General features: G+C 58.2%; 14 protein-coding genes and 3 pseudogenes. 14 read left to right on the forward strand and 3 right to left on the reverse strand.

Translation table 11 applies throughout. The annotated features are described in order from the left end of the window. Positions 1-355 precede the first annotated feature (355 nt). The 4 genes and pseudogenes from PQR53_RS32275 to PQR53_RS32290 all read left to right on the forward strand — a co-directional run. Positions 356-2,635 carry an amylo-alpha-1,6-glucosidase gene (locus PQR53_RS32275; RefSeq protein ID WP_408463393.1) on the forward strand — a complete coding sequence of 760 codons (2,280 nt, stop codon included), beginning with the start codon at positions 356-358 and terminating at the stop codon, positions 2,633-2,635. A gap of 473 nt (positions 2,636-3,108) precedes the next feature. Further along, positions 3,109-4,059, forward strand: coding sequence for a hypothetical protein (locus PQR53_RS32280; RefSeq protein ID WP_408463396.1), 951 nt, complete (start codon positions 3,109-3,111; stop codon positions 4,057-4,059). Positions 4,060-4,359: 300 nt separating this feature from the next. Further along, positions 4,360-5,105, forward strand: a pseudogene (locus tag PQR53_RS32285) (3-hydroxybutyrate dehydrogenase); the annotation flags it as partial. 478 nt (positions 5,106-5,583) lie between these two features. Beyond that, positions 5,584-5,999: pseudogene (locus PQR53_RS32290) on the forward strand (D-lactate dehydrogenase); the annotation flags it as partial. 1,002 nt (positions 6,000-7,001) lie between these two features. Here the strand turns inward: PQR53_RS32290 and PQR53_RS32295 are convergent. Continuing rightward, the gene (locus PQR53_RS32295) at positions 7,002-10,073 is read right to left on the reverse strand and encodes a PAS domain-containing protein (RefSeq protein WP_408463399.1); all 3,072 of its coding nucleotides are present in this window, start codon (positions 10,071-10,073) and stop codon (positions 7,002-7,004) included. Between the two features lie 288 nt (positions 10,074-10,361). Here PQR53_RS32295 and PQR53_RS32300 point away from each other — a divergent pair. After that, positions 10,362-10,685, forward strand: a pseudogene (locus tag PQR53_RS32300) (low affinity iron permease family protein); the annotation flags it as partial. Positions 10,686-10,824: 139 nt separating this feature from the next. Here PQR53_RS32300 and PQR53_RS32305 read toward each other — a convergent pair. Both PQR53_RS32305 and PQR53_RS32310 read right to left on the reverse strand, forming a co-directional pair. Further along, positions 10,825-11,067, reverse strand: a complete 243-nt coding sequence (locus PQR53_RS32305; RefSeq protein WP_408463402.1) for a DUF1427 family protein — start codon at positions 11,065-11,067, stop codon at positions 10,825-10,827. A gap of 161 nt (positions 11,068-11,228) precedes the next feature. Further along, positions 11,229-11,918, reverse strand: coding sequence for a hydrolase (locus PQR53_RS32310; RefSeq protein WP_408463405.1), 690 nt, complete (start codon positions 11,916-11,918; stop codon positions 11,229-11,231). Positions 11,919-12,327: 409 nt separating this feature from the next. Here PQR53_RS32310 and PQR53_RS32315 point away from each other — a divergent pair, with 409 nt between their 5' ends. The 9 genes from PQR53_RS32315 (at position 12,328) to PQR53_RS32355 (ending at position 21,106) form a co-directional block, all read left to right on the forward strand. Further along, complete coding sequence (locus tag PQR53_RS32315) at positions 12,328-12,618, forward strand: XapX domain-containing protein (RefSeq protein WP_408463407.1); 291 nt, start codon at positions 12,328-12,330, stop codon at positions 12,616-12,618. Then, positions 12,615-14,504, forward strand: coding sequence for an amidohydrolase (locus PQR53_RS32320; protein ID WP_408463410.1), 1,890 nt, complete (start codon positions 12,615-12,617; stop codon positions 14,502-14,504). The genes PQR53_RS32315 and PQR53_RS32320 overlap by 4 nt, the downstream gene beginning before the upstream one ends. An 11-nt stretch (positions 14,505-14,515) precedes the next feature. Further along, positions 14,516-14,938 (forward strand): DoxX family protein, encoded by a 423-nt coding sequence (locus PQR53_RS32325; protein ID WP_408463413.1) that lies wholly within the window; start codon positions 14,516-14,518, stop codon positions 14,936-14,938. Between the two features lie 26 nt (positions 14,939-14,964). Continuing rightward, positions 14,965-15,882 carry a glyoxalase gene (locus PQR53_RS32330; RefSeq protein ID WP_408463416.1) on the forward strand — a complete coding sequence of 306 codons (918 nt, stop codon included), beginning with the start codon at positions 14,965-14,967 and terminating at the stop codon, positions 15,880-15,882. Positions 15,883-15,956: 74 nt separating this feature from the next. Then, positions 15,957-16,649 carry a YoaK family protein gene (locus tag PQR53_RS32335; RefSeq protein ID WP_408463419.1) on the forward strand — a complete coding sequence of 231 codons (693 nt, stop codon included), beginning with the start codon at positions 15,957-15,959 and terminating at the stop codon, positions 16,647-16,649. Positions 16,650-16,805: 156 nt separating this feature from the next. After that, on the forward strand, positions 16,806-18,242 hold the full coding sequence (locus tag PQR53_RS32340) for an alginate export family protein (protein WP_408463422.1): 1,437 nt from the start codon (positions 16,806-16,808) through the stop codon (positions 18,240-18,242). A 94-nt stretch (positions 18,243-18,336) separates the two neighbouring features. Beyond that, a complete protein-coding gene (locus PQR53_RS32345; protein WP_408463612.1) occupies positions 18,337-19,917 on the forward strand; it encodes a cation:proton antiporter in 1,581 nt (526 codons plus the stop codon). 488 nt (positions 19,918-20,405) lie between these two features. Continuing rightward, positions 20,406-20,681 carry a GlsB/YeaQ/YmgE family stress response membrane protein gene (locus PQR53_RS32350; protein WP_408463425.1) on the forward strand — a complete coding sequence of 92 codons (276 nt, stop codon included), beginning with the start codon at positions 20,406-20,408 and terminating at the stop codon, positions 20,679-20,681. Between the two features lie 260 nt (positions 20,682-20,941). Next, positions 20,942-21,106 carry a hypothetical protein gene (locus PQR53_RS32355; RefSeq protein ID WP_408463428.1) on the forward strand — a complete coding sequence of 55 codons (165 nt, stop codon included), beginning with the start codon at positions 20,942-20,944 and terminating at the stop codon, positions 21,104-21,106. Positions 21,107-21,167: the final 61 nt, after the last annotated feature.

The raw sequence follows: 21,167 nt of genomic DNA on the forward strand, positions 1-21,167 counted from the left end.
CAAACAGACAAGCCCACCGCCGCAGGCAGCCGGATCAAGGAAAGGCCAACGCCGTAGGCAAACAGACAAGCCCACCGCCGCAGGCAGCCGGATCAAGGAAAGGCCAACGCCGCAGGCAAACAGACAAACCCACCGCCGCAGGCAACCGGATCAAGGAAAGGCCAACGCCGCAGGCAAACAGACAAACCCTCAAAACCCCTCTGCATGTCCCGTGCCACCAAAAAACCCGAAACTCCCCCACGATAAGTTCGTCTGACGCGGACAGACCCTCTACAATCGGAAGCGACCGGGCACCACCCAGCGGCACGCGAAAAGCGAACCGAAACCGAAAGCGAACACCATAGGAGCGACCCTGATGCAGCAGCCAGAAGCCCTCGGCGGCCTGTCCCACTCGGGCGGAATCGACCACCGCGAACCCGAGCCGGACGGTGCATTCATCCCGACGGAAAACCTTAACGTCGCGAGCGCCACCCAGCACGTGCTGAAGTCTGGCGACACCTTCATTGTCAACGATCCCCTCGGCGATATCACCGGCCACGACGACGGTCTGTTCGTCAACGACACCCGCGTCCTGTCGAGCCTGCGCCTCACCTTCGGCGGACGCGCGCCCTCGTTGCTGTCGGGCAGCGTCAGCAGCGACAACACCTCCTTCACCGCGCATCTGACCAATCGCCCCCTGCCGCCGCTCGGCGGCGACAGCACGCCCGAAGGCGTGATCCACGTCGAACGCGTGCGCGTGCTCTCGGGAACCGTCCTCAACGAAGCCATCGAACTCACCAACTACGGCACGAGCGACGCCGTCGTGCCGCTGTCCATTTCCTTCGCCAGCGACTTCCGCGACATGTTCGAAGTGCGCGGCCTCAAGCGCAACAAACAAGGCCGCATCGAACCGGCGCGCGTCGAGAATCGCGAGGTCCTGCTCGGCTATATCGGTCTCGACGACGTGGCGCGCAATGTGCAGATCGCCTTCTCGCCCGAGCCGGACAAGCTCTTCGCCGATCGCGCCGACTACACCGTCAAACTGCCCGCGCAAGCCTGCGTGTCGATCTATCTGTCCGTCTCCGTGCAAGTGGTCGCGCAAGCCGACAAGCCGGCCGCGGGCGTCGCGCAGCCCACTCACGCGGTGAGCGAAGCCCATCTGTCGCAAATCGATGCTGAGCGTCCACGCGTTGGCCGTGCCGCCGTGCGCGCCGCACTGGTCGACGCCCACCTCGTGATGCGTGAACGCCGCCGCGTTACCGCCAGGGTGCGTTCGAGCAATCCGCTCTTCAACGCGTGGATCGATCGTTCGCTTGCCGACCTGGGTCTGCTGACTACCGATCTCGCCACCGGCCCCTATCCCTATGCCGGCATCCCGTGGTTCTCAACGCCGTTCGGGCGCGATGCGGTCATCACGTCGTTGCAGACACTCTGGTTGCAGCCGCAGTTGGCCGCAGGCGTGGTGCGCTTTCTCGCCGAGCATCAGGCACGCGAAAATTCACCGTTTCGTGACGCCGCGCCCGGCAAGATCATGCATGAGATGCGCAAGGGCGAAATGGCCGCCACCGGCGAAGTGCCGTTCGCGCTGTACTACGGCGGCGTGGACACCACGCCGCTGTTTATCGTGCTGGCCGGCGCCTATGCGACACGCACGGACGACCTCGCGCTGATTGACGAATTGTGGCCCGCGTTGGAACGCGCGGCGCAGTGGGTGGCGGGTGTCTGCGACAAGAACCGTTACGGTCTGCTGGACTATCAGCGCGAGTCCGATGGTGGTCTCGCGAATCAAGGCTGGAAAGACAGCCACGATTCGGTCTTCCACGCCGACGGCCGTTTCCCCGACGGCCCGATCGCGCTCGTCGAAGTACAGGCGTATGCGAGCGCCGCCTTCGACACAATGGCTCACTTCGCCAAGCTGCGCGGCCTGCACGATCAGACGAAGCAATACAGCGAGCGCGCGAAGAAAATCCGTCAGTGCGTCGAAGAAAAGTACTGGATGGAAGAGTCCGGCTTCTACGGCATCGCGCTCGACGGTCACGGTGAATTGTGCCGCGTGATGGCGTCGAATGCGGGCCATTTGCTGGCCTTCGGTCTGCCCTCGCGTGAGCGGGGCGAAGCGGTAGTGCGCGCGCTCGACTCCACGCTGTTTCACACCGGCTGGGGCGTGCGCACGCTGGCCGCGAGTCAGGCGCGCTTTAACCCCATGGCGTATCACAACGGCTCGGTCTGGCCGCATGACAACGCACTCTGTGCGCGCGGCCTGTCGCATTACGGCGGCAAGGCGGCGGCGGTGCGGCTGTTGCAGGCGCTATTCCAGGCGGCAGTCAATTTCGACATGCGGCTGCCGGAACTGTTCTGTGGTTTCCCGCGTCGGCGCGGCGAGCCGCCCACCGCCTATCCGGTCGCGTGTCTGCCGCAAGCCTGGGCCGCGGGCTCGCCGTTCATGATGCTCGAAGCGTGTCTGGGCATCACGATCGATGCGGCCCGGCGCGAAGTGGTCATCGAACAACCCATGCTGCCGGAAGGCATCGACTGGCTCGAAGTCGGCGATCTGAAGGTGGGCGATTCATCAGTGTCGATCACGTTCCGGCGGATCGGCGAGAAGGTGGTCGCGTCGGCCGAGCAGGGCGACGTGCGGGTGGTCGCGCTTCTCTAGCTACGCGCTTTCGCGAGGCATAGGCATGGGGTGGCTCGCCAACGGGAGTTGGCCCAAATCAGTGCGAGGACCAGTCTTCGATGACTCTGGGCTACCCCTGCGCGCAACCCTTGCCGGCCAGGGCGTGGCGACGGCGCACCTTCAGATGGCTCGGGTCTTCTTTGAGCGCGGCGAATTACCCCGACAGGAACAGGTTCAAGCGTCCGGCGACGCTTGATTACATTTACCTGGCGCGGTGATCTTCCTCGCGAAGAGACGCCATTGGCCAGTTCTCCGAAGCGACACCGATTTTGCCGTGGTCCGTGCGATAGGTAACAGTGCACCCCGGAAAACCGCAACATCGCGGGCGCGAGGGCTGATAGCCTGTTGAAAGACTTTCCTCGGAAACACGTCGGATTCAAGGCGTGGACACGATGTCTTTCCTGCGACACGAGGGGCCGGCCGTGAAGACAAGATTAATAGCTGTCACTGCCATGGCCACGCTCTCGCTCATGGCCTGCTCAAAATCCGACGAGCCGTTAAGCGGCGCGACCGCTAGCGACACGTTGCTGCGCGAGCGTATCACCGGGCTTTGGCATTCGAAAAAAGACGGCGAGAGCTACTACATGGATTTGACGCCGTCGTCCGACTTCAAAATGACGGTCGTCAGCAATGAAACCAGCCTGGTCTTGCGAGGAACCTGGAAGGTAGACAAAGGACGGTTGCTGATTGATATGCTCGCCGCGCCTGAAGTCGAGTTCAAGGGCAATCACGATGACGAAGCCATTACTTCGCTGAGCAAGACCTCGCTCACATTGACCGATAGTGACCCCAAGGAACCTCCGAGCGTTTACGAGCGTGTCACCCAGATTGCGACCGAAGACGACAAGCCGTTGGTTAGTCAGCAAGCGAAAGCGTCAGCGCCGCAGGTGAAGGCACAGGCGCAGGCACAGGCACAGGCGCAGGCGGCACCGGCCCCTGGTGCGGCCGAGCCTGCAGTTCATCTCCTTCTCCAGCAATCGCAGTATGTCCCGGAGAAGCAACGCGTGCTCATCCCGCTGCACATCAGCAAGGACGTGAACGTCAAGATTTCCCTAAGAATCGACCAGCAGGTACCCATCGACCTGGTCATCGTTCCCTTCAAGGTGACCGACGCCGGTTATGACAACCTCCTTAACGGTGTTGCGTTCCACGAGGCGCAGAAATCTCTGTACGAGATGTTTGGCAATGACAGCGTTTACGGAAAGCCATCAACGAAGGATTTCTCCGAGGCGGATCTTTTCTTGTGGCCTGGAGCCAAGAAGGGCGCTTATGGCGAATTCGAGTCGGACTGGGCCGAGTATCCCGCTTCGGACTACACCATCGTCCTCGATAACTCCGGTGAAATTACGCCGTCACGAGGTGACGCCCCGGTGCAGATAGCGGTGTGGGCGGCAGACAAGTAGGCAGCAGCATCTAACATCTGCACGATCCCTGAACAAGTGGGGACCCAGGATGACGCTGATGCCAACCTCATAAGTTGACATGTACGCATTTCAGTTAGCTGTCTAATAGTCTCTCGGACTGGGCGAGCCAGTTATTGCCGGAAAAACCGCCGGTGGCGAAAAGATTCATGTTGGATTCCTCAGCGATACGAAACGACTGCCTGTCGCGAACCGATGTGGGCGAAGTCGCTTACGACTATCTCGCCCCGGCGGAAGCACTGAAGCTTGCCGTGAACCAGTAATTCAGCAAGGAAGAACGTTATGTCGTTGCAAGGAAAGGTCGCGCTCGTGACGGGCGCCGCAAGCGGTATCGGTGAACAATGCGCACGCAAAATGGCTTTGGACGGCGCGGCCGTCGTCATTGCGGACCTGAATCAGGCGAACGCGCGGCGGGTCGCTGACAGTATCGTCGCCACAGGCGGGCAAGCACTTGCCGTGTCGATGGATGTCACAAGCGAAGAAGCGGTCGACGCAAGGTATTGAAGAAGCAGTCGGCAAACTTGGCGGTATCGATGTACTGGTGTCGAACGCGGGAGTTCAGATTGTCAACCCGATTGAAGACTACGCCTATTCAGACTGGAAAAAGATGCTCGCCATTCACCTGGATGGCGCATTTCTAACCACGAAGGCTATCAGGCACATGTATGCATCGGGAAAGGGCGGCGCCATCATCTACATGGGTTCGGTTCATTCACACGAAGCGTCGAAGCTGAAGTCGGCTTACGTCACCGCCAAACACGGTTTGCTGGGCCTTTGCTCGCGTCGTTGCGAAGGAGGGTGGCGCGCGCGGCGTGAGAGCGAATGTGGTATGTCCGGGCTTTGTCCGTACGCCATTAGTTGACAGGCAGATCCCGGAACAGGCAAAAGCGCTCGGTATTTCGGAAGCTCAGGTTGTCAAGGACGTGATGCTAAAGGAAATCGTCGACGGCGAATTTACCAGCGTAGCCGACGTTGCCAACACGGTCGCGTTTCTAGCGGGGTTTGAATCGTCAGCACTGACCGGGCAACACTGGACCATGGTGCTTGACCCGTCGAGTTCCATTTCGCTGGTGAAGCGCGCATTCACGGACAGGTACCGTTTGCGAGCCGCCACATTGGTATTCCGCAAACGATAGTTGTCCACGTGTGCCCTCTAAGCGATTGATAGTTTGATGATTCTAAAAATTTCACGGGTTGGTTTGTCAAACAAATCTGGCCTGCGGTGCGTCAACGAAAAATTCGCTGTTGCAAATGAAATCTGTCCTGCGAATTGCAATCAATGTTGTCCTGAGGAGGCGCGCGTGGCACGCGGGCGCACTCCAGGTTCGGTGAAGTTGAAGAGTTGCTCCGAGCCTTTTTATATAGCGACACGAAAAAAGAGGACCGCCCAACTGGGCGGTCCTCTTTTCGAAACTACGATTACGTCGCTTCCTCGATTTGTAGTTTGAGTTCTGCCAGCCGTATGGCTCGCTGAGAGCAATTGCGGCAAGCTGCGTTTCTTAATCGTTTGTAGCGACCGGCGCGGCCGTGCGGTATCGCGCGGTGCACAGTGCCGATGTCGAGGACATCGTCGCCCTCGATATCGCGCTGCGACGCAATGATGAGGAGTGGATGGAGCGCCTCCCGGATGAGTTCAATGAGCTAATTTCACTGAAGCTTTACTATGGACCGTGCCTGTGTCACGTGTTTCACCAAGACTACGTCTGAAGAAGGGTTACGGCTGCCTGAAACTGGAGCGTCAGCTCTGGAAGCTGCCGGATGCGCGTGGCGTTGAGTATCCAGCTGAACACAATGTCGGTCATCTGTATCAGGCAAAGCCTTCTTTAAAGTCGTTTTATGGGAGCCTGGACCCGTGCAACTGCTTCAACCCGGGCATCGGACAGACGTCAAAATTTGAGAGCTATCGCGAAGCCGGTCAATAAGAACCTTAGCCGTGGCTATCCACGCTCGTGCCCAGTCCAGCCCGGCCTGCTGGGCTTGCTCCTCTGTATCAAAATAACCAGGGATGTCAACTAAGCGGAGGATGGCGACCACGGCGGTCGCTTCTTCGGACGGCTACTCCGGGAGTCCCTCTATCTTGGCGGGCAATTTTCTGACTTAACATGCAAGTTCTGACAGGGATAGTCTGGCTTGAGCTTGGGCTTCGGTTGAGAAGCGCTACTCTTTCGGGTGCCAAAATGCGACCGATGATGCTTATTATTATTGTTGGTAGGTGAGGGACTGGGCTCGGGGTTTGAAATCGACGGGGCCGTGGCTGACTCGTCGCTTCTTTGCACGCCGCTTGGGGCAAGGCTCTGCGCAAACGCACTGTTGGCGTAGCAGACGCCTACGAGCATAGAGGCAACGATTTTTTTTCTGTTCATAATCCACCATTGCGTTGCGTTCCCCGACAGCAGGGAGGTGACGTGCGACCAGGGCCGGTCGGAATGGGTCAATCCGGGCATGGCAATCATAATCATCATCGTCAAGGCAGGATTGCCCGGAGGGCACCGTGATTGGCAGTCTTTCGCACCGGGGCACTGGTTCGCGGACCTTGGTGTTGATGATAGGAAGCTTGTGGAGTCTCGCCTATTACATAAAGCTGGAGTCAGTCACGTCAAAGCATGATACACGGACGCAACGGAACCCAGATTGTGCCAAGCCAGAGGGCGACCACTGCAGTCGCCCTCTTGTCCAGCCTAAGCCGTTGCCTCAGGTTGCTGGGCTTGTGCAAGCGGGAGGAACGGGAGCTTCAATGTGAAGGTTCCCTCGTCGACGGTTTCGACCGAGGGAATCAGTGGTTTCAATAGGAAGGGATATATGCGTTCGTCTATTTACATGAAAGCTGGAGGTGTGGGGGTGTATGTGTGGAAGGTGCAAAAAGCTGGAGAGAGCTATTGACAGCGAGACGAGTCAGGCAACCTGCGAGGTCACCTGAAGTTAGCTTAAGCTCGGGGGGCTACAGTTCGTGGTTCACCAGCAAGGGCAAAAATTGGTAGCGTTAGAGAAAACGTCGCACCTTGGTCGAGGTTGTTCCTGGCTGTCAGTGTACCGTCATGGGCTTCGACAATTGAGCGTGAAATTGCCAGACCTATACCCATGCCTTTCGCCTTTGAGGTGACAAACGGCTGGAAAAGAGTATCGAGCTCAGCGATACCATCCCCGTTGTCAGATATTTCGATGGTAACTAATAGTTCATTGAGGAAAGCGCCGGTGATGCGGACTTTTGGTGTGCGGCCGGTATTTTCTGCTGCCTCGATTGCGTTCGACATCAGGTTGATAAGGACCTGCTGAATCTGTATCCGGTCGACGTTCATGTCTGGAAGATTGTTGGGAAATTCCAGCGTTATGGCGGCGTCTCGCATACTGGGGTCCTCTTTCAACAATCTCACTGCGTCCCGGACCATGTCAGGAATACCGTATTGAGACTTCTTGAGGGTCTCTCGTTTGAACAGGGTACGGATGCTCTGCATCGTTTCGTCGGCAGCATGGCCATCTCGGAGTATGCCCTCCACAGAAGAGCGCGCCCCGTCGAGATTTGGCGGGTCGGCCGCAAGCCAGCGACGACAGGCGTGAGCATTGGCGATAACAGACGTAAGTGGCTGATTGAGTTCGTGCGCTATCGAGGCCGATAATTCAGCGACCATTGCAATCTGGGTCGCGCGAGCGAGTTGAGTTTGTACTTCTCGCAAGCTGTCTTCAGCACATTTTTGTTCGTCGATGTCGATGTTCAGTCCGTACCATTGAACGATGTTGCCATCCGCATCGCGCATTGCTTCGGCGCGTACCTGATACCAGCGGTATGGCCCGTCCTCGCAGTGCATATGGCGCATACGGATGACATTGGTGTAGGGTTCACCGGTCTGAACTGAGTGTGTCCATCTTTGAATGAGACCCTCCCAGTCATCTGGGTGGATGGTCTTCTTATATCCGAGGTCACGAGTCTCCGATATGTCCACCCCGGCGTATTCTGCGAGTCTCCGATTGTAGTAGGTCGGTTGCCCGTCAGCATCGGTGCACCAAATCATTCCTGGGATTGTTTCCGTAATCTCCCGCAATTGGTGCTCGCGCTGCTGGAGTGCGACTTCCGTTTCTTTCAGGTCGTCAATGTCCGTGCACACGCCATACCAATGAAGGATTTCACCCGTCTCATCGCGGAACGGTTCACTGCGGACGAGATACCAATGTAGTTTCCCATCAGCCCCCGTAATCTGGTAAGTGTCCTGGTAAGATGAGCCCTCGAGGACGCATTGTTGCCAATGTTTGCGGACACGTGCCCGCTCGTCAGGCGGAACGAGACTGAATAAGGGCTTTCCGTCAATTTGCTCCCAGGTCTTTCCGATGAAAGAAAGCATGCGGTGATTCCATCGGTCGATTTCCCCGCCTGAGGTGGCGCGCCAAATCATGGCAGGCATTGCGTCTATGAGCCTGCGAAGATGTAACTCCTCGCGTCTCAATCGTTCGTCTCCAATTTTGCGCTCGTGGATATCGGTGAGCAGGCCGTACCAGTTAGTGATATCGCTCCGGGCGTTACGCATTGCATTGGCCTGGCACTGAAACCATCGATAGGACCCGTCAGCAGCGCGAAGGCGATGTACCGTATCGTACGTCGCCCCGCTTTTCATCGAGTGGTTCCATGTCTCAGTAACTGTCGCGTAGTCGTCCGGATGAACAAGGTCAAACCAGCCCTTGCTGGTCAGTTCATGCAGGCTTCTGCCGGTGTAGGCTTCAGCTCGTTTGTTCACATACTCTATTGAACCAGCGGCGTCAGTGCGCCATAGGAAGCCTGGCACTGCGTCGGTGAGCCAGTTGAGCTGCGCTTCACGCTCGCGGATGACCTCTTTCGTTTTGTATAGGTCATCGATATCGAGGCTCATCACATACCATTTGTATACGCTTCCGTCCTCGTTGAAATAAGGAACGGAACGGGCATGATGCCAGTGATACTCGCCGTCCGCATTTTTCCAGCGGTAAGTGTCCTCGTAAGCTGCCTTCTGTTCGACCGACCGGAGATAACCTTGTCTAATTCGCTCTTTGTCGTCGGGGTGGATGAAATGCAGAAATCCGAGTCTTTGTAGCTCCTCCGGCGTAGTACCGGTTTCCTCAAGGATGCGGCGGTTAACGAAGTCGAAATCAGCTGTCGTTCTTGTGGCGCAGCGGCCTGGAAGGCGATCGAGCAGTTCCCGAGCTTCCCTCTCACTTTTCTTCACGGCTTCCTGAGCCTTTACTGTGTCGTCGACTTCGATACCGACGAGGTACCAGTTGACTACGACCCCATCGTCGTAAAACGGTTCAGCGACGAGGTGTTGCCATCTGTACGCACCATCGTAATGCTGCATCCGGACCACGACATCGACGGGGCGACCTGCTTCAATACACTGCGCCCATTGGACACGGGCAGCTTCTACCTCGGAGGGATGGATGCAGTTCATCCATAGGTCACCGACAACCTCTTCGCTTGGACGGCCCAATGCGGCAAGCCCGGCCTTGTTGACGTAAACGAGTTTGCCGGCGGGGTCTGCCACGCATACGCAAGCTGGGACGCCATCAACTATTCGCCTGTAGTTTTGCCCTTCGCTCCGAAGACGCGTCTCCGCAATCTTGCGGTCGTTAATGTCCCAGTTCAGACACACCCAACGGACAAGTGCGCCGTTCGTACCTCGGACGGCCCGCGTCCGGCACAGGAACCATCGGTAGATGCCGTCTGCGCGGCGAATTCGGAGTTCAAGTTCGCCGGGGTCCCGGCCTGCAGCCAACGCCTCCCAGTAATGTTCGTTTGCTGCGACGTCGTCCGGATGGATGACATCGTCATAATTAGCACAATTGTTACTTACCTGGATTCCCGTGTATTCGCGGATGCTCTGGCTAAGATATTCGGGCGAGCCGTCAGGGAAAGCAGTCCAAACATGACCAGGGAATAACGCACCCATCTCTTCCAGGGTTTGATTTCCTTGCCGCAGGAGTCTGATGCCGCGACTGCCGCCGGATATAAGGGGGGGCTTGCCAGCGAGGCTCATGGTCGTCTCCCGATTATTCAAGCAGCATACGCTCCGGCAGCCATTGCGGCGCCGTTATCTGAATAACATCGGTGGGGCGAGACCGTGGCGGTCAGGTCAGGACAAGCCCAACGGGACGCCGCCTCCGGCCAGGACCTGCTCGACTTCGAGGTCGCACCTATTCGGGGTGATGTCGCGTTCCTCGACTCGGCACCGCGAAATCGGACGAGTCGGGACAAGCAAGCGGAGGAATGGTTTGCGCTTGCGGAGCAACTCACCGGAACCGATGCTATTGGTGCGGAGCGGGCGACTGGACCAATATTTCACTACTCGGATGGCTGGTAACGGGTCATCAACACCGGTACCGCCATCGTCACGTTCCTAATCGATTTTTTGATTCGACAAAGTCAGAACAAGGACAGTGTAGCTCTGCATCTAAAGCTGAACGAACTGCTCTCCCCGCACCGCTCGGCGAGCAATCGGCTTATCGGAATAGAGGATGCTTTAGAAGCGGAACTACGTCGCCGCTCTGCAGCTTACCTTCGATTATCGACGAACCCGCGAATGACAACTCCGAGTTCGGCAGAACAAATGTTGACCACCGAAGCGCAGCCGGCGAAGGCCGAGCCATAACAGTCAGAGTCGACGGCGAGCCTTGAAGCAAATTTGCTCTTTGAAACGCCTATCTGTTCCACTCAAAGCGGCGCTCGGCCGCGTCGACTCAGAGGGTGCTGGATTCAATTCTGTGAGACGTTGGCGGGCACGCCCGAAATCAGTTTGACGTTATTCGAACGGGCGAATGCGTAGTATGCGTCTGCGTTACCTCTGTTTTTGCAAACTGAAGCGTAGTGCTCGCCAGAAGGTGACGTCCAGTTGGAAAAATTTGAGTTCCAATAACCATCCCCAGTAACCCCACGAGGGCCACCATTGGGGGCGCCGGCGAGCGTACACGAATCAGGCTGTATATCGCGCCGGCGAGAATGCCACCAAGGAGCGAGAGAATATAAGCTTTCATTGGCAGAAGATTCCTCGGACTCGCGTATCAGCGTGCTCCATGGTTGTCGCGAATTATTTGCATTCAAGTAATAGCCATGGACATTGCGCTGAGAGGCTGCGCCGGAATGATTATTCCGGAGACGAGCCTCCCATGTCAGCTGCTCAGCATGCGTCGCCCCGTCAGGTCTTCGCCGGGACTGGAGCGAGAGACTCGTGCTTTGTCTCGGTACGCTGGGGGGCGTTATGAACCCTCGTGTAGGCGTAGTCGACGCCCATTCCGTATGCACCAGAATGTTCCTTCACGATTTTCATAACGTCATCGTAGGTTTCTTTGCGCGCCCAGTCGCGCTGCCACTCGAGCAGGACCTGTTGCCACGTGACAGGGACGGCGCCGGCCTGGACCATTCGCTGCATCGCGAAGTCGTGCGCGTCCTTCGACGTGCCGCCGGACGCATCGGCGACCATGTAAATCTCGTAGCCGCCTTCGAGCATCGCGCAGAGCGCGAACGTCGTGTTGCAGACCTCCGTCCACAGGCCGGCGACGACGACCTTGTTCCGGCCGTTTTTCTTGAGTGCGTCGCGGACCTTCTGGTCGTCCCAGGAGTTCATCGAGGTTCGCTCGAGAGTGGGCTGGTCCGGGAACACGTCGAGCAGCTCCGGGTACGTGAAGCCGGAGAAGCTTTCGCTCTCGACCGTCGTGATAGTCGTCGGGATGTTGAATGTCTTCGCCGCCTTCGCCAGTCCGACGACGTTGTTCTTCAATACTTGCCGGTCGATTGACTGGACGCCAAAGGCCATCTGAGGCTGTTGGTCGATGAAGATGATCTGGCTGTTGGTCGGTGTAAGTACTTCCAGTTTCTCTGTGCTCATGATGCCATCCGTTCGTATGAGGTTTTAACAAAACGTCGCGCCAGATTTGAGCGCCGGAAAAGCTTTGCGCTGCTCTAATGAAGCCAATAACGACGTGTCTCTGGCTGGAGAAAAAAGACATGAGCAATTCCATTACGTGGTCCGAAAGAAGCATAGTGTGAAGCTTCCGATGGCGATATAACAGGTTTATGTATGATGCCAGTAAGGTGCTTTTCACATAAGCTTCGAGGAAAGCGCAAGACTCGTTTCCTTCGATTGCCGTGTCTCGCTGGAACGCGTCCCTCAGTCGTTGCAAGGTGGGCGGCACCTTTCTAAGCCAGTTGCGAATACGTGTAGGAATGCTTTTTTTCGGCTTGGTCATTCGTCGTCGCGAGTGGTTGCTTGCGGCGTATTTAAGGAGGGTTGGTCGATGAAAGCGTATGTGCTCTCGCTGCTGGCTGGAATCCTGATAGGCGTCGTCTATAGCTTGATTGGCGTGCCGTCACCGGCCCCTCCTATCGTCGCCCTCGTGGGCCTTTTAGGCATACTCGCGGGCGAGCAAATTTTCCCGGTTGCAAAGAAGATGCTTTCCGGAGTCAACTTTCGTGTGGCCTGGAAGGAGGAGCATTGCAATCAGCACCTCTTTGGGTCTTTGCCTGGCCGGAACTCCGGAAGCCCTCGGCCCGTGGCGGGAGTATCGTCTGAGGAGAAGCGTTCATGACGTCTCATCAAGATGCGCCAGACCTGATTCTTCTTAATGGTCGGTTTACGACATTAGATAAAGCGAAGCCAACTGCCACTGCAGTTGCTATCAAGGACAGTAAATTCGCTGCGGTCGGCGGCGACAGTGAGATAAGTCAGCTCAAGTCCGATGGGACGCGCACGGTCGACCTGAAGGGACGCTCAGCTCTTCCGGGGCTAATCGACAACCATCTCCACATCATCCGTGGCGGGCTGAATTTCAACATGGAGCTCAGGTGGGATGGTGTGCGCTCACTGGCGACTGCCATGGAGATGCTCAAGGCGCAGGTTGCTATCACGCCGCCGCCTCAATGGGTACGTGTCGTCGGTGGATTCACGGAGCACCAGTTCGACGAGCGTCGCTTGCCGACCATCGAGGAGTTGAACGCTGCAGCACCAGACACGCCGGTTTTCATGCTGCACCTCTACGACCGCGCGCTGCTGAACGCCGCGGCGCTGCGAGTGGTGGGCTACACGAAGGAGACGCCAAAGCCCCCCGGTGGCGAGATTGTGCGCGATAGCGCGGGCAATCCGACAGGGTTGCTCCTGGCGAAGCCCAACGCGGCCATCCTCTATGCGACGTTGGCGAAGGGGCCCAAGCTTCCTCTCGAATATCAGTTGAACTCAACGCGGCATTTCATGCGTGAGCTGAACAGATTGGGCGTCACCGGAGCCATTGATGCCGGCGGCGGCTTCCAGAACTTCCCGGAGGACTATGAGGTCGTCAAGAAGCTTGACGCTGAAGGACTGCTGACCATCAGGCTGGCCTACAACCTGTTCACTCAAAAGCCCAAGGGTGAGAAAGAAGACTTCGTCAACTGGACGAAGACCTCGAAGTACAAGGACGGGAACGACTACTTCCGGCACAACGGCGCAGGCGAGATGCTCACGTTCTCGGCGGCGGACTTCGAGGACTTCAGGGTGGCGCGCCCGGACATGCCTCCGGAAATGGAGGGCGACCTCGAAGGCGTCATCCGCGTGCTCGTGGAGAATCGCTGGCCGTGGCGCATGCATGCGACGTACGACGAGACCATCAGTCGTGCGCTCGATGTGTTCGAAAAGGTAAACCGCGATACACCCCTTGCCGGGCTGAACTGGTTCTTTGACCACGCGGAAACGATTACCGAGAAGTCGATGGACCGCATCGCTGCTCTCGGTGGGGGCATTGCGGTCCAGCACCGAATGGCGTACCAGGGCGAGTATTTCGTCGAGCGATATGGTGAGAAAGCTGCTGAGGGCACCCCTCCTGTTGCGCGAATGCTCGAGAAGGGGATTCACACGTCGGCGGGGACCGACGCGACTCGAGTTGCGTCCTACAACCCGTGGGTCTCCCTGTCCTGGTTGGTGACCGGCAAGACGGTCGGCGGCCGGCGCATTTATCCCCAGCGCAACTGTCTGGACCGTGAGACGGCCCTGCGCATGTGGACCGAGAAGGTCACCTGGTTCTCGAATGAAGTCGGCAAGAAAGGGCAGATTGCAGTGGGTCAGCTCGCGGACCTTATCGTCCCTGACCGCGACTTCTTTGCCTGCGCCGAGGACGACATCGCTGGCGCTTCGTCTTTGCTTACGGTGGTAGGCGGCAAGGTTGTGTACGCGACTGGCGAATTCGCCTCGCTGGACGATAGTCCCCCACCGCCGGCGATGCCTGACTGGTCACCGGTGCGAAAGTATGGCGGATTTGCCGCGTGGAAGCAGGGCGGAGAGTCCGGCGCGCCGCTTCAGCAGGTGGCGTCCACAGCATGTAGCTGCGCGCGCGCTTGCGGCGTTCACGGTCACGACCATCGGCACGCGTGGCTCGGCAGTGCGCCGACGTCGGACTACAAGGGTTTTTGGGGAGCGCTGGGATGCGCGTGCTGGGCGGTCTAGAGCGAGGGCCAATGGTGGACAGTCCATCCTGGGTAGCGGCGCTGCTTCGTCACCCGTGGGTGGTGCCATTGGTCCGCATCGGTCTTGTCTCAGCGTACCTCATTGGCGGTGTCGCCAAGCTGATGCATTTCGACGCCGCGGTCGCTGAGCAGGTGCACTTCGGTCTCCATCCCGGGTGGCTTTGGGCTACCTTGGCGATTTTCGTGGAGATTGCCGGCTCCCTGTGCGTCATCTTCAACAGGTTCACGTGGCTCGGAGCGGGAGCGCTGGCTGGATTGACGGGAGTGGCGATGCTCGTGGCGAACGACTTCTGGCGTCTGGAAGGCGTGGCGCGCTTCGTTGCGCTGAACAGTTTTTTCGAGCACCTGGGGTTGATTGCCGCCTTCGTGATGGTCACCTATCTGGTCAGCGGTGAGCGACGCTCTCGCGTCTAAAAAAGCAGGACAGGAAACTCACTATCATGCGCAGCTTTCAATCCCTCGGTGTCGCCGTTGCTCTTGCTCTCGGCCTTGTTGCAAGTGCACCGTCGACTTCTTTCGCAAAGGCAAACATCGGGACGCCGCAATCGGCGTTCTTCTCTGTCGGGCCGCAGTACGACACCACTCACGTGTATGTGGCACCGGAAGACTTCGACAAGTTCGCGGACAGCTTCGCCGCCACGTTTGGCGGCCACAAATCGCAGCAAGGCGTCTTCCAGGTGACGCCGACACCGAGCCAGACGATGTCCCAACTGGTCTTCACGCCGGTGGGTACGATTTCGGTGTTCGGCTTCAAGACACCGATTCCGTTTCCGTTTGGTGACGAGCGTACCGGCTACCTCGTCACGGACATGGACGGCGCGATGAAATCGGCGAAGGCTCACGGCGCTGATGTCGTGGTCGATACTTTCCCGGACCCGATTGGGCGTGATGCAGTCATCTCGTGGCCGGGCGGCGTGCACATGCAGCTCTACTGGCACAAGCAGACTCCGAATTACGAGGCGCTCGAGACCGTTCCGGAGAACCGGGTGTACGTCTCGCCGGGAAGCGCGAACGCATTCATCAAGAACTGGGTCGCGTTCTCGCACGGGAAGGTGGTTTCCGACAATCACAGCGCGCCCGGTGTTGAAATCGGTCGGGCCAACGATACCTTCCGGCGCGTTCGACTGACGTCGGGATTCGGGAACATGACCGTCTTTGTGACCGATGGACATCTGCCGTACCCATACGGGCGCGAGATGACCGGGTATGAAGTGAAGGACTTTGATGACACCATGAAGAAGGCTCAGGCCGCCGGTGTTTCGGTTCTCGTGCAGCCTTTTACGTCGGACCGGAGAGAATCGGCAATCGTCCAGTTCCCGGGCGGATATATCGCGGAAATTCACGCGGCTGCGAAATAGGACAGCGTCACGACAAAAGGAGAGTCGATATTCGAGAGGCCAATCCTCGCTAACGGTTCTCCCTAGGGTGAGCAATGAATGACGATATTTTGCTGTCCGCGACTGCTGGTTATGTCGACACGCTCAGCTTTTTCGCGCTGTTCGGCCTGTTCACCGCACACGTGACGGGGAACTTCGTGCTCATTGGTGGTGGCGTCGCAGGGTATGGGCAGGGGATCTTCCTTAAGTTGATGGCGTTTCCTGCTTTTATCCTCGGCGTCGCGCTGAGCAGCTTCATCATTCGCGGCCGAAACCCGGAGACCCCTATGCGAGGCGCGTGCATGCTCTACGCTGTGCAGGCGCTTTTGCTTCTGGCGTTCTGCTTTGCAGGTGTCAAGCTCGGACCCAGGTTCAACCCGGAAAATTGGGCAGTCGTCGTGTGTGGGATGATTGGCGCGACCGCGATGGGTGTCCAGAACGCCCACAGCCGTCTTGTTGCCAGGCCCGGTGTGCCGAACACCGTCATGACCGGGAACGTGACGCAGGTCATTCTTGACACGCTTGACCTGTGTTCGCCACGCGTTACAGCGGACACCAAGGTAGCTGCACGAACGCGAGTCGCCAGAATGCTTCCAGCAATCGCAGCGTTCGGGCTCGGCGCCATCACCGGTGCTCTGGCGTACAGAAACTTTGGCTTCTGGGCTCTATTGGTGCCGGTAATCGGTCTCGCCTGGCTGGCAATGCATGCGTGGATTCACCGGAACGCGATGGGTAAGCTTGCCTCCTGATACCTCCTCTCCTGCGCGCGCACTCGTTGGGGGCGTGTTACCGGGGGCATCGACGGTGCCTTGATGGCATCTGAAGAGTGCGTGGGGTATGCGATGGCGGAGGGTCCCACTCCATAGGGGCCGGAAGAACTGTGACAGGGGGGGAGGCCAGGTGGGATGCAACTCGCGGCATTTATAGGGATTGCCGTTGCTGGGCTTGCGCTCGGGTTCTGTGAAGACACGCGAGCGGATAACGAAGGGCAACCATCTGAGCAAAGCGGCACACCGACTGAGACGTGTGACGCCAGGCGGCCGGTCGTGATGTTCAATCGCTGGCAAGAAGATTGGTCCGTTCTCGCGAATCCTTGTGTACCGCGCAAGCCACTGGACAGCCTGAAATATATCCCGCTCGGAGGTGACCCCTATTCGTATCTGTCGCTGGGTGCCAATTTACGCGAGCGCTTCGAGTTCAGCGGGACCCCGCTTTTCGGGCTCGGCTCGGCAGGCACCGATAGCTACGTGATTCAGCGAGCGCAGGTTCATGCTGACGCCCGCATCGGGCAATATCTGCAATTTTTTGTCCAACTCGAGGACGCAAGAGCCTTCGGTAAGAACCAGGTAAAGACGACAGACAAGAATCCGCTCGATCTGGAGCAGGCGTTCGTTGCCTGGGTGAGTCCGCTCGGCCCGGGAACGATAAAGTTGCGCATTGGGAGGCAGGAAATGGCCTTCGACCTGCAGCGATTTATCTCTGTGCGTGACGGTCCAAACGTGCGGCAGGCATACGATGCACTATGGGCGGACTACGAGTACGAGAAGTGGCGGTTCATCGGTTACGCGACGCGGCCGGTTCAGTACCGCGACATCTCGGCATTCGACGACACGTCGAATCGCCATTTGACCTTTAGCGGCGTGCGTTTCGAACGTCAGGGCGCGGGGCCAGGAGACCTGTCTGGATATTATTCGCTTTATACCCGTGCCGGTGCGCAGTTTCTTGATGCGCAAGGCGATGAGCATCGCAATGTATTTGACCTGCGATATACGGGGAAAATCGCTGCCACAGATTGGGACGTGGAGTCGATGTACCAAACAGGCCACGTCGGCGACAAGACGATTGCTGCATGGGCGGTTGGCTCGCTGTTCGGCTACACGCTCGATTCTCCCTGGAAGCCGCGGTTCGGTTTGCAGGTTGATGCGGCATCCGGTGACCGCCATTTGAACGACGGCCGCGTCGAGACCTTCAATCCGCTTTTCCCGAACGGTTACTACTTCACGTTGGCGGGCTACACGGGGTATGCAAACCTCATCCATGTCAAACCCTCGATTACGCTCAAACCGTCCAGCAAGCTAGCCTTGTTGTTTGCCGTTGGATTCCAATGGCGGATGAGCACGAACGACGCCGTTTATCAGCAGGGAAATGCTGTCGTCCCGGGTACGGCTGGCCACGGCACGCGATGGACTGGTGCCTACGCTCAAATACGTGCTGACTGGACGGTGGCGACCAACCTGATTGCATCCGTTGAGGCCGTTCATTTCCGGGTCGGAGATTCCATCCGCGAGCTGGGCGGGAGCAACTCCGACTATGTTGGGCTTGAGCTGAAGTATGGCTGGTAGCGTCACGCGGGCGAGGCCCGGGCGCCGTATCATGCGAGAGAAAAACAAACTTCAGCTGCCTGTCAAGGCAGCGCTCGTGCTCCCGGAATTGCACATGGATAATCTCCAGTTTTTCCATTACCTGCTAGTGCTGATGGCGGGCGCGTGCGTTCTGACCTGGCTCGCGGACCGTGTGGCATTTCCTCCCGCGCTCGCGCTGCTGGTCGGCGGGTGTTGCGCAGCCCTGTTTGGCGGGCATTCGCCCGAAATCGACCCCGGTCTTGTGCTTGCAGCGGTCCTTCCGCCGCTCCTGATGTCGAGTGCGTTTTATACGGCGTGGGACGACTTTCAAAGAGAGGTCGGCCCCATCATTTCTCTGGCATTGGGGGCAGTGATGTTCACTACGGTCGTCGTCGCGGCCGTAGTCCACGCTGTTAACCCTTCGGTGCCGTGGAGCGCGTGCTTTGCATTGGGCGCTATTGTCTCGCCGCCTGACGCAGTCGCTGCGAAGGCGATACTTCAACGTAATCCGCTGCCCAGCAGGTTGGTGACCACGCTCGAGGGTGAAAGCCTGGTCAACGACGCATCGGGCCTGCTGCTTTATCAGATAGCCATTCTGTCTGCATCGACGGCCAACATTACGCTGGCAAAAGGCGGCAATCTCTTTCTCGCGCTCATAGTGATTGGAGTCGCAGTAGGAGCGCTGAGTGGCACGGTGATGACCTGGTTGATAGCCAGGATTGAGGATGTCGCAATCGGCATCACGGTGACATTCATCATGGCGTGGGCAAGCTACGCCATAGCTGAGGAAATGGGCGGCTCTGGTGTCCTCTCGGTTGTGACGTGCGGACTAATATTGGGGATTAGCCAGCATCGGATTTTCGGCGCCAGCATGCGTCTGAAGGCGAAGGCCACATGGGAAGCAGTCGAGTTCATTCTTAACTCTCTGGTGTTCATCCTTATTGGCCTCGCACTGCGCGGCATCATGGTCCGCATGCACCAGCAAGATTCGTTGCTGGTCGCTGGTCTGAATATGGCCATACCGACCATCATCGCTGCCTTCGTTGCGAGACTGGTATGGGTCGCCGTCGCGATGTACGTTCTGGAGCAACTCCTCAAGAAGACACGGATGGTTCGGGCCTGGTCGCTTCGCGAGTCTGTGATTCTCGTGTGGGCCGGTATGCGCGGAGTAGTCAGCCTCGTGGCAGCACTCGCGTTGCCCAACAATTTTCCCGCGCGCGACCTGATTATCTTCAGCTCCTTTGCGCTCATCATATCCACCCTGGTCATTCAGGGCGGGACGTTATCGTTTTTGATTCGCCTCGTTCGAATTCGTCCGGTGAGGCGTCAGACGATGTCGGAGCTGGAGGCGAGATCAAAAACATTCAATGCGGCGTTACAGGAACTGAGAGTGAGAAGGGCCGGCAGTGAGGAGGCCGAGGATGTCGCGCTCGAGCGGCTCCTGGACGAATACAAGGTTCGGGTAAGCAACAATGAACGAGCGCATCGCGAAGGGGCTGAGCAAGTCAATGTCAGAGCGCGACAACTTCGCCTGGAATTAGACATGGTGAGCGTATCGCGCCGGGAACTATTGAAGCTCAAGGAGGCAGGTCGCATCGACGATGCGGTCCTGCATCGGATAGAAGCCGAACTTGACTTCGAAGAGCTGAGGCTCTCGCGTCTCATGGAGCCCTGACTGGAGCGAGCCAGGCGCACTGCAGTGCAACTGCTATCGCCGGCGCTTCCATAAACAACGATGCTATCGCGTCGTCTTTCGTTTATGGCGAAGTCGTCAGTGCCGTTCAATCTTTCTGCAAGCTGGATGCCCCTTTTGGGACCAACTGCCCGCGCTCAGAGCTATTTCCTCGGGCACTACATTCAACCGTGCTGTGCCAACGCGCGGCGCTATGTTCGCCACTGCCGTCGGATGGACACGAATTCCGCCCTTGGCGGGCGCCGCGGCGCTCGACTGGCCCGTCTTAAGGATGAGCTACAGAGTTCCGTAGCATCGTCCTGGCTCGGCCGCTAGCTGATTCCGGGGCACACGGCCGTTGCCTCCTCGCATTGGCCTTCTGCGGATTAGATGCTACGAGCTCCGCAGGAACGCTCCTTGCGAAGGCATCGGTCACAGCGCGCTTGCTGGCAATAACCCGCTAAGGCGGTTGAACCAAGGGAGTAACGAATATGGATCCGGTTTCGCACGGCATTATTTTTTGGCTAATTATTGGCGGCATCGCTGGGGCTCTGGCCGGCCGGATTGTTGACGGTGGCGGGTTCGGCATTCTTGTCGACATCATCGTAGGGATTGTCGGCGCCTTCATCGGCGGATGGCTTGGGGGCGTTCTTGGATTGCATCTAGGAAGCGGCATCATAGGCTCACTGATTACCGCCCTGATTGGTGCTGTCATCCTGCTTGCAATCTTGCGCCTCTTCAGCAGCGGTCGCGCGCGTTCACTCTGACGCCGGTAGTTGACCCTCCCGCCACGTCACCCGAAGTAAGAGCTGCATGTGCGACGGCGACGTTGCCGAGGCATGGAAATTGCGCGAAGCAGGACGCGGGCTGGCACCTGCCGGTGCCAGCGAACGCTTCGGGCTTGAGGAGACTTGCCATGAGAGTTATGAAAGGACTTTTGATTGCAGCACTATTTGTCGGTATATCTGGGAGTGTCTACGCACAAGGTGCGGGTGGCGGGGCCGCTGGGGGACAAGGAGGCACGGGGATGAGCAAACCGAACGCAGGTGGTTCGACTGACACGGTGTCGGGTGCGTCGGGGGCGAATACCATGACACCCTCTGGGACCACTTCGCACAAGAAGATGCATAAGAAGTCCGGCGCCGCCATGCCGGCGTCGGCCACCAATCCGGGTTCAGGCGGCAGCGGTTGAAGAATAATTGGAGAGCGCGGCCGGCCCTGGCCTCAAGCGCGCTCGCAATTCCGGGACCGGT

The organism is Paraburkholderia fungorum (genome assembly GCF_046027605.1).
In the GTDB taxonomy this organism is placed as follows: domain Bacteria; phylum Pseudomonadota; class Gammaproteobacteria; order Burkholderiales; family Burkholderiaceae; genus Paraburkholderia; species Paraburkholderia fungorum_F.